This is a genomic window from Streptomyces sp. WAC05292, from assembly GCF_003949955.1.
Taxonomy (GTDB): Bacteria; Actinomycetota; Actinomycetes; order Streptomycetales; family Streptomycetaceae; genus Streptomyces; species Streptomyces globosus.
This window is the reverse complement of sequence record NZ_RPSE01000191.1, coordinates 1-11,473: the sequence shown is the minus strand read 5'-3', so window position 1 is coordinate 11,473 and position 11,473 is coordinate 1. Positions and strand designations below refer to the sequence as shown.

Annotated in this window: 9 protein-coding genes and 1 pseudogene; 7 read left to right on the top strand and 3 right to left on the bottom strand. The window is 74.9% G+C overall.

The genetic code is table 11. The annotated features are described in order from the left end of the window. The 3 genes and pseudogenes from EF903_RS19770 to EF903_RS19760 all read right to left on the bottom strand — a co-directional run. Positions 1–1,010 (bottom strand): annotated as a pseudogene (locus tag EF903_RS19770) (hypothetical protein); the annotation flags it as partial. 179 nt (positions 1,011–1,189) lie between these two features. After that, positions 1,190–1,684 carry a hypothetical protein gene (locus tag EF903_RS19765; RefSeq protein WP_125544996.1) on the bottom strand — a complete coding sequence of 165 codons (495 nt, stop codon included), beginning with the start codon at positions 1,682–1,684 and terminating at the stop codon, positions 1,190–1,192. Between the two features lie 115 nt (positions 1,685–1,799). Continuing rightward, complete coding sequence (locus tag EF903_RS19760; RefSeq protein WP_125544993.1) at positions 1,800–3,110, bottom strand: peptide ligase PGM1-related protein; 1,311 nt, start codon at positions 3,108–3,110, stop codon at positions 1,800–1,802. 269 nt (positions 3,111–3,379) lie between these two features. Here EF903_RS19760 and EF903_RS34750 point away from each other — a divergent pair, with 269 nt between their 5' ends. The 7 genes from EF903_RS34750 to EF903_RS19730 form a co-directional block, all read left to right on the top strand. Next, positions 3,380–3,493 carry a pheganomycin family RiPP precursor gene (locus EF903_RS34750; protein ID WP_216827151.1) on the top strand — a complete coding sequence of 38 codons (114 nt, stop codon included), beginning with the start codon at positions 3,380–3,382 and terminating at the stop codon, positions 3,491–3,493. Positions 3,494–3,587: 94 nt separating this feature from the next. After that, positions 3,588–5,585, top strand: coding sequence for a RiPP maturation radical SAM C-methyltransferase (locus EF903_RS19755; protein ID WP_125544991.1), 1,998 nt, complete (start codon positions 3,588–3,590; stop codon positions 5,583–5,585). Continuing rightward, on the top strand, positions 5,582–6,757 hold the full coding sequence (locus tag EF903_RS19750) for a glycine amidinotransferase (protein ID WP_125544989.1): 1,176 nt from the start codon (positions 5,582–5,584) through the stop codon (positions 6,755–6,757). Before EF903_RS19755 ends, EF903_RS19750 begins: the two co-directional genes overlap by 4 nt. Continuing rightward, on the top strand, positions 6,754–7,839 hold the full coding sequence (gene dpgA / locus EF903_RS19745; RefSeq protein WP_125544987.1) for a 3,5-dihydroxyphenylacetyl-CoA synthase DpgA: 1,086 nt from the start codon (positions 6,754–6,756) through the stop codon (positions 7,837–7,839). Before EF903_RS19750 ends, dpgA begins: the two co-directional genes overlap by 4 nt. A 53-nt stretch (positions 7,840–7,892) precedes the next feature. Then, positions 7,893–8,690, top strand: coding sequence for an enoyl-CoA-hydratase DpgB (dpgB, locus tag EF903_RS19740; protein WP_125544985.1), 798 nt, complete (start codon positions 7,893–7,895; stop codon positions 8,688–8,690). Further along, positions 8,683–10,155, top strand: a complete 1,473-nt coding sequence (dpgC, locus tag EF903_RS19735) for a (3,5-dihydroxyphenyl)acetyl-CoA 1,2-dioxygenase DpgC (RefSeq protein WP_260615635.1) — start codon at positions 8,683–8,685, stop codon at positions 10,153–10,155. The genes dpgB and dpgC overlap by 8 nt, the downstream gene beginning before the upstream one ends. After that, positions 10,152–11,473: PLP-dependent aminotransferase family protein (locus EF903_RS19730; RefSeq protein ID WP_148142542.1), on the top strand; the 1,322-nt coding region annotated here is incomplete at its 3' end. The genes dpgC and EF903_RS19730, both read left to right, overlap by 4 nt.

Sequence of the window (11,473 nt, the reverse complement as noted above, 5' to 3'; positions counted from 1 at the left end):
CCCGGAAGGCCACGCCCGAGCCCCAGCCGAAGCGGGGCCTCGGGCCCGTCGCCGCGGGCGGGGGGCTCCTCGGAGTCCTCCGCCGCGGGCCCGAGGCCCCGCTTCGGCTGGGGCTCGGGCGTGGCCTTCCGGGACACCGTCGCGGCGTCGGGGGCGCGGAAGACGAGGGTCCGCGTGTCGTCGTCCGCGCCCGCCGGGGCGGTCCCGGCTTCGGCGGGCTCGACTCCGGCGCCGTCCCCCGGCGCTTCGGCGGACAGCGGCCCGGGCTCGCTGCCGGGCTTCGCGGCCGGCTCGGCGGGGGTGCCGGCAGGGCCGCGCGACGGCTTGGTGAACACCAGCGTCGCGTCGGCCTTCCCGCCGGCTTCGGGCGCGGCCGCGGTGCCGCCCGCGGGCGCCTCGTCCGACTCGGGGCCCGCCTCCTCCGCGGAGTCCTCCGGCTCGGGGCCGCCCTCGTCCGCGGCGTCCTCCGGCTCGGGCGACGGTGCGGCTCCCGCGGCGTCGGCCGCCGGACCGGGCTCCGGGCGGTCCGCGGGGGCGGGCGACGGCGCCGCTTCCCGGGCGCCGTCCGCCGGGTCGGGCTGCGGGTCGGGCTGCCGGTCGGGCTGCGGGGCGGCTTCGGCGGCGTCCCCGGCACCTGCCGCCGGCCCGTCGGAGGCACCGGCGGTGTCCGCCTGCTCCGCCTCGGCTGCCGGGGCCTCGGTACCGGCGTCGGTGTCGGCCCCGGCGGCCGCCTTCTCCGGAGCGGGGTCGGCCCCGGGCTCGGCGGCGGTGTCCTCCGCGCCCTCGCCGCCCGGTGCCTCGGCGGGGGGTGCCGGGGCCGCGGCGCCGGTGTCCCCGTCGGCGTCCGCCCCGGGGGCCTCGGCGGCAGGCGCGGCCTCGTCCGCGGCCTCGTCCGCCGCGGCCGCGGTGTCCGGTTCCGCGGACGCGTCGTCCCGGTCCGCCCCCGGCGCGGTCGTCCTGTCGCGCTCCGGGTCGCCCGGAGAGCCGCCCGCCACCGTCATCGCCTTCATCCCAGCCCCGCCTTGCGCTCACACCGTGCAGTTACGTGCGGCGCGGCCCCCGCGGAGCCGCGCCGTACTCATAGATGTACGCAGGGCCCCGCGCGTTCCCGTTCCGAGCCGTTCGGCGTGGCATACCGGCGGGTACGCGCTCCGGTGCACGGTGGACCCGCCGTCCGGCGGGTGGCGGTTCAGTCGAAGCGGTGCCCCTGGACCAGGACCGTCCGCTTCCCGTCGGGCCGGACCAGGCGGTACTTCCTGATGCCCTCGTAGCGGCGGCCGAACCGGAAGAACGTCAGTCCGGCGATGAACCCGACGGCGACGAGGGGCACGAGGACGGCCATGGGGTTCATCGACGGGTCGTCCTCCTCCCGGACCTGGCCTCCGAGGTGGAAGGCCATGGGGAGGGTGACCAGCAGCGACAGCAGCAGCACGCTGCCGATCACCAGGTAGACCATGCGCTTGCGCCGGGCCTTGGCGGCGCTTTCGACGGTGGCCGTGAAGTCCTTCCGGCACCGCGGGCACGAGAAGGCCACCGCCGCCTCGCCCTGCCGGGGCCGGCGCATGTCGGGTGACGACAGCCTCGCCACACTCCAGTTCACGGTCGTGATGCCGGCCCGGCTCTCCACGCTGACCCGGCATCCGACGCTCAACGCATAGCGGTCGTCCAGCGCCAACTCGTCCACCCCCGACGGTTCCCCACCCGGCCCCGCGAGCCGCGGGCGCAGCGGGAGCGTACCGCCGTACCGGGCGCCGCGGACCCCCCTCGGCGCAATCGGGGCCGCTTCCCCGCCCGGCCGGTCAGGAGGCGGGGGTGAAGAGCCGGGCGACCTGTTCCTCCCGGTGGAGGGCGGCCTCGACCGTGTCGTCCGCGAAGCAGAGCATGACGCCCTTGCGGCCCGGGTGGTAGGCCGCCAGGATGATCGCGCCGCGCCGGGTGGCGGGGTCGTAGGCGTGGCCGGACCCGCGGAGCCGGGTGAGGGCGTCGGTGAAGGAGGGCACCTCCCAGTGCCTGGGCCACACGCGCTCCAGCAGGATGCGGTCGGTGCCGAAGCCCGGGCCGACGACCCGCTTGCCGACGATCTCGTAGATGTGGGTGGAGCCGGTGGCGCGGCCGTTGTACTCGGTGAAGAGGACGTCCCCTTCCGGGGTGACGACGGCGTCGGCGCTGAGGACGCCCCGGTAGCCGATCGCGCGGAGCGCCTCCGAGATGCGGTGCCCGCCGTCGAGGAGGGCGTCGAGCTGGTGGGCGGTCAGGTCCGGGGCGGGCATCACCTGGGCGTTGGGCAGAGGGCGGTACTGCATCTCGCCGTGGCCGCCGAGGCGGCAGCCCGCGTCGGAGATCCAGTATTCGGCGAAGTAGGCGCGGCTGCCGGGGTGGTAGCGCTCGACGACGACCCGGTCGCGGCCGCCGACGGTCAGCCAGTCCCAGCGCTCGGCGAGGTACGCGGTGACCGCCGCCCGGTCGGGGAGGGCGCGTACGGCCCGGGCGCCGCGCAGGTCGACGTCGGCGGTGCGGCCGAGGATCTCGTTGCCGTCGCTGCCGGAGCCGAAGTCCTGCTTGAGGATGACGGGGCCGTCGTCGAGCAGGCGGGCGATGTGCTCCTCGGCGCGCCGCGGATCGCCGCAGACCGCGCCGACCGGGAGGGGGGCGCCCACGCCGGCGGCGAGCGCGCGGAAGACGGCCTTGCTGCTGCCGAGGAGTCCGCCGCTCTGCGTGAGGAAGGCGTGCCCTTCGAGGGCTCCGGGGCAGCCCAGCGCGTCGGCGGCGGCGGCGACGGCGGCGTCGGGCCACAGGGCGAAGACCTCGTCGACGGGCCGGCCGGCGGTCCGCTTGCGCAGTTCGGCGACGAAGGCGGGGTCGGTGAGCCGGTCCGCGGTGAGGGCGCCGGTCCCGGTGCGGCCGGGCGGCGGGACGACGACCTCCAGGGAGTCGCGGCGGGTGCCCGTCAGGGAGGTGACGTAGGAGAGGAACTCCTCCTCCGGCGGGACGGGCAGGACGAGGACGTCTCCGTCGCGGGCGAACCACAGCAGGCGCTGCACGGCCCAGCCGGTGCCGGCCGGCTCCTCCAGTTCCTCGCTCCAGTCGTTTCCGATGAGCAGTCGCACCATCCGGCAATACTCCCTGTGGTCGCAGTGCCCTTTTCCGGCGGCGGGCGAAGGGATCCGGCCCGGCTGGACCGGCCCATTGTGAAAACCGCCGTGAGAAAGCGTCAAGAGCGTCTCTCACGCCTCCGGGGCCCCACGGGAATCGGCCGGGCCGCCCGGCCTGAAGTCGCGGTGGCCGGATCGCCACCTTGTTCGCCTCCCGCGCGCTTCATACGATCGTTGACCGTTCACCGACGGAATCTCATGTCCGGAAATGAGGAAGGAGGTGAACCATGGAGCGTGAAATCGTGTGGACCGAGATCGAGGACGCGGATGTCGCGGAGATCGTCTCGGACAGCAACGTGAAGGACATCGGCATCGTTTCGGCCAGCAACGTCAAGGACTGAAACTGAGCCGGCGGACCTGCCAGTGCGCGACCCGGGTCCTTCCCCGCCCGCCGGGGAGGGGTCCGGCCTGCCGGAGCGGACGTACGGAGGAATCGTGTCAGGCGGCGGTGAGTTGAAACTGATCGACCAGCCCCTGTTCCCACCGGACTGCGTCCCGGCGAGGCCGCTGCGGATCGGGCTGGTGAACATGCCGTGGGCGCGCACGGACACCCCTTCCATCCAGTGCGGGCTGCTCCAGGCCGCGCTCCGCTCCTTCGGCCACGACGCCCGGAGCATGTACCCGAATCTGGAGCTGGCCGCCGAGCTGGGAACGGACCTCTACGAAGTGATCACCGAGGCCCCTTCCGAACGGGTCCACCTGTTCGGCGAATGGCTCTTCGGGACGGCGGCCTTCGGGGTGGCCGACGATGTGGAGGACTACCGGCTGCGTTTCCCGGAAGTGGCCGAAATGTGTTCCGAAGCGGGGGCGGACTGGGACGCCGTGGCCGATTTGCGCGGGCGCCGGCTCCCCGCGTGGATCGACGAACTCGCCGCCCGCGACATCTGGTCGGAATTCGACATCGTCGGATTCACCTCGACCTTCATCCAGAACGTCGCCGCGCTGGCGCTCGCGCGCCGCCTGAAGGAGGCCCGCCCCGAATTGATCACCGTGTTCGGCGGCGCGAACTACGACGGCGACATGGGGCCGGAGTACCTGCGGAATTTCGACTTCATCGACTACGTGGTCGTCGGCGAGGGCGATGTGACGCTGCCCCGGCTGGCGGCGGCCGTCGCACGCGGCGCCGACCCGGCCGCCCTCCCGGGCGTCTGCGGCCGCACCCCCGACGGCCGGGTGACCACCCCCTCCCCCGGCGCCCGCACCCGGGAGATGGACCAGCTGCCGATCCCCGACTACGACGACTACTTCACCGCCCTGGACGCCCTCGGCCGGGACCGGGTGATCGGCCGGAACACGCAGCGGCTGCTGGTGGAGTTCTCCCGGGGCTGCTGGTGGGGCGCGAAGCACCACTGCACCTTCTGCGGGCTGAACGCGCTGGGCATGCAGTACCGGGCGAAGTCCCCGCAGCGGGCGCTGGCCGAGCTGGAGGAGCTGATGCGCCGGCACCGGGTCCTCGCGGTCGACGCCGTCGACAACATCCTCGACATGGCCTACCTCGACACCTTCTGCTCGGGGCTGCGCGGGGCCCCGTGGGACACCGCCCTGTTCTTCGAGGTGAAGGCGAACCTCACCCGGGACCAGGTGCGCGTGCTGGCCGAGGCCGGGGTGTGGAAGATCCAGCCGGGCCTGGAAAGCCTCAGCACGCACGTCCTCGGGCTGATGCGGAAGGGCTCCTCGCGGCTCCTCAACGTCCGGCTGCTCAAGTGGGCGCACTACTACGGCGTCCGCGTCGACTGGAACGTGCTGGCCGGCTTCCCCGGCGAGACCGACGAGGACTACACGGGCCAGGCAGCCCTCGTACCGCTGCTGACCCACCTGGAGCCGCCCGCCGGCGTCGGGAGGATCTGGCTGGAGCGGTTCAGCCCGTACTTCACCGACCCGTCCTTCGGGATGGGCGAGATCGAGCCGAAGAGCGCCTACCGGCTGGCGTTCCCGGTGCCCGGGCTGGACCACGGCCGGATCGCGTACTTCTTCGACTACCGGGCGCCGCAGGTGGCCTCCGCGGACGCCGTCGCCGAGCTCGCGAAGGCAGTCGAGGCGTGGGGGCGGGAATGGGCCTCCGCGGACCGGCCCACGCTCACGTACCGGCGGGGGCCGGACTGGCTGACCCTGTTCGACACGCGCGGCGGGCGGCGCCGCAAGACGACCCTCGCCGGGTGGCGGGCGCGGGCGTACGAGCTGTGCGGCGACGCCCCGCGCAGCGCCGCCCGCATCCACCGGGAGCTCGGCGGCGGTACGGGTGCGGGCGGCGGGGCCGTGGAGCGTGCGGAGGTCGAGGAGTTCCTCGGCTCCTGCGTCGCGCACGGCATCTGCCTGGAGGAGGACGGCAAGTACCTCTCCCTGGCGCTGCCGCTGCGGTCCGGGCTGCCCGCCCTGCCCGGGCGCACGGCGGCCGGGCCGGGCACTTCGAGCGAGCGAGGGAGCTCACGATGACGCTGAACAGCTACGACGAATGGTCCCCGCTCAAGGAGGTGGTCGTCGGCTCGGCGGCCCACTACACCTCCCACGAGCGGGAGCTGTCCTTCGACCTCTTCTTCCACGACAACATCGCCGGCGACAACACGACGCGGTCCGAGTGGTACTACCCGCGGCTCACCGTCGGCGGCGCCGGGCCGGGGGGTGCCGGACCGGACGGGGCCCGCCGCGGGCGGGTTCCCATCAAGCAGCGCTACGTCGACGAGCTCGTCGAGGACCTGGAGGGCATCGCGGCGGCCCTGACCGCCCTCGGGGCGACCGTGCTCCGGCCCATGGACCTCGATCCGGGGACCAGCGAGGTGCGCACCCCGGCCTGGTCCGCGTCCGTCGTCCCGCCGCTGAACATCCGCGACAACACGCTGATCCTCGGCGACGAGATCATCGAGACGCCGCCGATGATCCGCTCCCGGTACTTCGAGACCCAGTTCCTCACCCCCGTCTTCCAACGGTACTTCGCGCAGGGCGCCCGCTGGACGGTGATGCCGCGCCCGCTGATGACGGACGCGTCGTTCGACCTGGACTACGCCCGCGAGAGCACGATCGGCGGCCCGACGGAGCCCATCGGCACCCCGAGCCCCTCCCCCTACGACGTCGGCATCGAGATGATGTTCGACGGGGCGCAGGTGCTGCGGCTCGGCCGCGACCTCGTCGTGAACGTCTCCACCGCGCACCACGCCCTGGCCTGCGACTGGCTGGAGCGGCACGTCGGCGACCGGTTCCGGATCCACCGCGTGCACCGGCTCAGCGACAGCCACATCGACAGCATGGTCCTCGCGCTGCGGCCCGGCACCCTCCTCGTGCGCTCGGAGGCCGTCGCCGAGAAGCTGCCCGAGGCGCTGCGGAAGTGGGACCGGATCGTCGCGCCCGCCCCCGAGAGCAACAACTTCCCCCGGTACGAGGACGAGGACCTGGTGCTGACCAGCCCGTTCATCGACCTCAACGTGCTGTCCGCCGGGCCGGACACCGTGCTGGTCAACGAGGCGTGCCCGGAGCTCGCGCGGACGCTGGAGAAGCACGGTTTCACGGCGGTCCCGGTCCGGCACCGGCACCGGCGGCTGTTCGGCGGGGGCTTCCACTGCTTCACGCTGGACACGGTGCGCGAGGGCGGGTTGGAGGACTACCTCGGATGAGCCTGCCGGACACGGGGGCCGCGGCCCGGCTCGCCGGGGTCGGCACCGCCGTCCCCGACACCAGCTACAGCCAGCGCGAGCTGCTCGACCTGCTGGCCGTCAGCGATCCCCGAGTCCGCTCGCTCTTCCTGAACAGCGCCATCGAGCGGCGCGGCCTGACACTGCCCGCCGCCGGCCCCGACGGCTCGCGGGCGGTGGAGACGCAGGGCGAGCTCCTGCGCAAGCACACCGAGCAGGGTCTGCTGCTGGGGCGGCGGGCAGTCGAGAACTGCCTCGCCGACACCGGGGCGCGGCTGTCGGACGTGCGCCACCTGTGCTGCGTGACGTCGACGGGCTTCCTGACGCCCGGGTTCTCCGCCCTGCTGATCAAGGAGCTGGGCCTCGACGTCGGCTGCTCGCGCCTCGACGTCGTCGGCATGGGCTGCAACGCCGGGCTCAACGCGCTGGGGGCCGTCACCGGTTGGGCCCGGACGCACCCCGGGGAGCTGGCGCTGCTGGTGTGCGTGGAGGTGTGCTCGGCGGCGTACGTCTTCGACGGGACGATGCGCTCCTCCGTCGTCAACAGCCTCTTCGGGGACGGCGCGGCCGCCGTGGCCGTCACCGCGCCGGGCGGCGGCGGCCCGGACGCGGGCGGGGCGCCGGCGCCGGCGCTGCTGCGGTTCTCCAGCCGGATCATCCCGGACGCCGTCGACGCGATGCGCTACGACTGGGACGAGGGGCACGGCAAGTTCAGCTTCTGGCTGGACCCGCAGATCCCGTACGTCGTCGGCGCGCACGCGGAGGGGGCGCTGGAGCGGCTGCTGCACGGGACGGGGCTGCTGGCCTCGGACATCGACCACTGGGTGGTGCACTCCGGGGGCAAGAAGGTCGTGGACTCCGTCCGGGTCAACCTGGGGCTGACCCGGCACGACGTCCGGCACACCACCGGCGTGCTGCGCGACCACGGAAACCTGTCGAGCGGCTCCTTCCTCTTCTCCTACCAGCGCCTGGCCGCCGAGGGCTCGGTCCGCCCCGGTGACCTGGGCGTGCTGATGACGATGGGGCCGGGCTCGACGATCGAGATGGCGCTGGCGCGGTGGTGACCCGCACCCCGGGCCGCACGGCGGGCGGCGGCGCGACGACGAAGGGAACTGCGATGCGGACGCACGACACGCTGCCGCCGCCCGCGGAGGGCGAACCGGCGGACGGCACGGCGACGACCGTGCCCGACGGCCCCGCGGACGGGCTGTGCACCACCCTGGAGCTGGACGCCCGGCAGCCGCTGCCCGAGCTGACCGCCGCCGTCAACGGCGCCTGCGACCGGGCCGAGGCGCGGGCCGACGGCTCGGTGGTCCTGCTGCGGCTGCCGGACGCGCCCGCCGGGACGCGGGCCTGGCCGGGGCAGGTGGACATCCGGCAGATCAACCGCTGGGAGCGGGCCGTGCGGAGGCTGGAGCGGCTGCCCGCGCTGAGCATCGCCGTCGCCTCCGGGGCGTGCGGCGGGCCCGCCCTCGACCTGCTGCTGGTCGGCGACTACCGGATCGGGTCCCCGGACCTGCGGCTCCTCGCGCCGGTCAACGACGGGCACTTCTGGCCCGGGATGGCCGTGCACCGGATATCCCGGCAGCTCGGGGCGGCCCGCGCCCGGCAGATCGTACTGTGGGGCGACGACATCGACGCCGCGCGCGCCCGCGACCTGGGCCTGATCGACCAGCTCGCCGACGACACGGAGGAGGCGGCGCACACCGCGGCCGTGCTGATGGGCCGGATCTCCGACCGGGAGCTCGCGATCCGCCGGCAGTTGCTGCTGGAGGCGCAGAGCCTGGAGTTCGACGAGGCGCTGGGCCCCCACCTGGCCGCCTGCGACCGCGAACTGCGCCGCCTGGCCGCGGCTGCGGGGTCGGGCGACGCGGCGGCGGAGTCGGGCGACGCGGCGGGAGTTGCGGGTGAGTGACGGGGCGGGGCGCCGGGAGGCGGACCTCCCGCCCGGCAGCCCCGACGCCGCAGACTCCCGCGCTTCCTCCGCCGGTCCCGGCTGCCCCGCCGTCTCGGCAGACCCCGCCCTCTCGGGCGACCCCGCCGTCTCTGGCGACCCCGCCCTCTCGGGCGACCCCGGCTTCTGCGGGGACCTCGCCGCCGACGCCAAGCTGCTCGCCGGGTACGCCGACGAGACCGAGCGGAGGCTTGCCCTCCTGCCGGCGCGCCCCGACCGCACCGCCGCCGAGGCCGAGCAGGCCGAGAACCTCCACGAGGGCTGCCGTGCGGTCCGGCACGCCTTCCTCGCCCGCCACGCCGACGCCGTCTACGACGAGCTCACCGCGGGGCGGACGCGCCGGCCCCGGCTGCCCGACCTGGCCGCGGAGGCCGCCCTGCGCTTCCCCGGGCTCGTACCGGACGCCGCCCGACTCGCCGCGGAGCGCGCAGGCCTCCAGGCGCACAAGGAGGGCCGCGAGATCGACCAGGGCATCTTCTTCGGCGCCCTGCTGCGCTCCCCGACCGCGGGCACGCACCTGATCGAGAGCATGCTGCGGCCCGCGCCCGGCTCGGCGGCCCGCCTCGCGGAGTTCCGCCGCACGGACCGGCTGGAGCTGTCCGCGGTACTGCTCGAACGCCGCGGCGAGGGGGCGTACGTCACCTTCCGCAACGGCCACTGCCTCAACGCGGAGGACAACCGGCTCATCGCCGACCTCGAGACCGCGGTCGACGTGGCCCTCCTCGACGACCGGATCCGCGTCGGCGTGCTGCGCGGCGGGCCCGTCACCCACCCGCGCCACGCCGGGAGGCGGATCTTCAGCGCGGGCATCAACCTCAAGGAGCTGCACGCGGGCCGGATCTCCTTCGTGGAGTTCCTCCTGGGCCGGGAGCTGGGCTACGTCAACAAGCTGGCCCGCGGCCTGCTTCGCGAGGGCCCGGCCGCCGCCGCCGGCACCACGGCCGGCAAGCCGTGGGTGGGCGTCGTCGACGCGTTCGCCATCGGCGGCGGCATGCAGCTCCTCCTCGTCCTCGACCGCGTCATCGCCGAGGAGGGCGCCTTCCTGAGCCTGCCCGCCGCCGACGAGGGAATCGTCCCCGGCCTGGGCAACCTGCGGCTCACCCGGCTCACCGGAGCCCGCACGGCCCGGCAGGTCATCCTCTCGGGGCGCCGCATCCACACCTCGGATCCGGCGGCCGCCCTGCTGGTCGACGAGGTGCTGCCGACCGCCGCGCTCGACGCGGCCGCCGAGCGGGCCGTACACGAGCTGGCCGGGCCGGCCGTGGCAGCCAACCGGGCCATGCTGACGCTTGCCGAGGAGCCCCTGGAGCTGCTGCGCGTCTACCTGGCGGAGTTCGCGGTCGTCCAGGCCCGCCGCATCCACAGCCCCGACGTGCTGGCCAAGACCGGGCGGCACCAGGCGCGTTCCGGACGGGCCCCGGCATGACCCTCCTCTCCCGCGAGGTGCTGCACGCCTCCCTCCAGGACCCGGTGCTGGAGTCGATCGGCTTCCTCAACGAGATCATGGGCCGCTATCCGGACGCCCTCTCCTTCGCCCCCGGCGCCCCGCACCCGGCCCCGTACGAGGACCTGGACACCGCCCGCTACCTGGACCGCTTCACCGCGCACGCCGCCGTGTCGGGCCTCGGGCCGGAGCGGGCGGCCCGGCTGCTGTACGAGTACGGGCCGGCCCGCGGGCTGATCAACGGGATCGTCGCCGACGCCCTCCGCCGCGACCAGGGCATCGACGCGGACCCGGACGCGCTGGTGATCACGGTCGGGGCGCAGGAGGCGATGTTCCTCGTGCTGCGCGCGCTGATCGCCGCCCCGGAGGACGTGCTGGCCGTCTCCGACCCTTGCTTCGTGGGCATCACCAGCGCCGCCAGCCTGCTCGGCGCCGCGGTGGTGCCCGTCCCCGAGGACGCCGACGGCCTCGACGTCGACGCGCTGGCCGAGGCGTGCCGGGCGGCCCGCCGCTCCGGGCGCCGCATCCGCGCCTGCTACGTCGCCCCCGACTACGCCAACCCCGGCGGCACCCGCATGGCCGCCGGGCGGAGGCCGCGGCTGCTGGAGCTGGCCGAGCGGGAGGACTTCCTCGTCCTGGAGGACAACGCGTACGGGTTCACCGCTCCCCCGGGCGCCGAACTGCCCGCCCTGAAGGCCCTGGACGGCGGGCGGCGGGTCGTGCACATCGGGACGTTCGCGAAGGTGTGCTTCCCCGGGGCGCGCGTGGGCTACGTCGTCGCCGACCAGTCCGTCCGCGCGGCAGGCGGCGGGTCCGGGGCCGGGGCCGCGGCCGTCCCGCTGGCGGCGGAGCTGGCGCGGCTGAAGACCGCCGTCACGGTCAACACGTCGCCGGTGTGCCAGGCGCTGATCGCCGGGATGCTGCTGGAGCACGGCGGCTCGCTCGCCGAGCTGAGCCGGGCCAGGTCCGTGCTGTACCGGCGCAACCTCGCCCACCTGCTGCGGGCCCTGGACCGCGAGGGCGCGGCAGGGCTGCCGGAAGGCGTGGAGTGGAACCGGCCCGGCGGCGGGTTCTTCGTCCGGATGCGGCTGCCCGTGCCGGCGGACGCCCGGCTGCTGGAGGCGTCCGCCGCCGGGTACGGGGTGCTGTGGACGCCGATGGCGCCCTTCCACCCGGGCGGCGGGGGCAGGCGCACGCTGCGGCTGTCGTGCAGCTACCTGGAGCCGGAGGAGATCGACGAGGGCGTGCGGCGGCTCGGGGCCTTCCTCCGGGAGCACGCCCGGCGGCCGCGGGCCGGGGC

Coding starts and splice junctions, on each gene's coding strand:
- EF903_RS19760 (WP_125544993.1), bottom strand. CDS start 3,110: ATGGTGCGACTGCTCATCGGAAACGACTGGAGCGAGGAACTGGAGGAG.
- EF903_RS34750 (WP_216827151.1), top strand. CDS start 3,380: ATGGAGCGTGAAATCGTGTGGACCGAGATCGAGGACGCGGATGTCGCG.
- EF903_RS19750 (WP_125544989.1), top strand. CDS start 5,582: ATGACGCTGAACAGCTACGACGAATGGTCCCCGCTCAAGGAGGTGGTC.
- dpgA (WP_125544987.1), top strand. CDS start 6,754: ATGAGCCTGCCGGACACGGGGGCCGCGGCCCGGCTCGCCGGGGTCGGC.
- dpgB (WP_125544985.1), top strand. CDS start 7,893: ATGCGGACGCACGACACGCTGCCGCCGCCCGCGGAGGGCGAACCGGCG.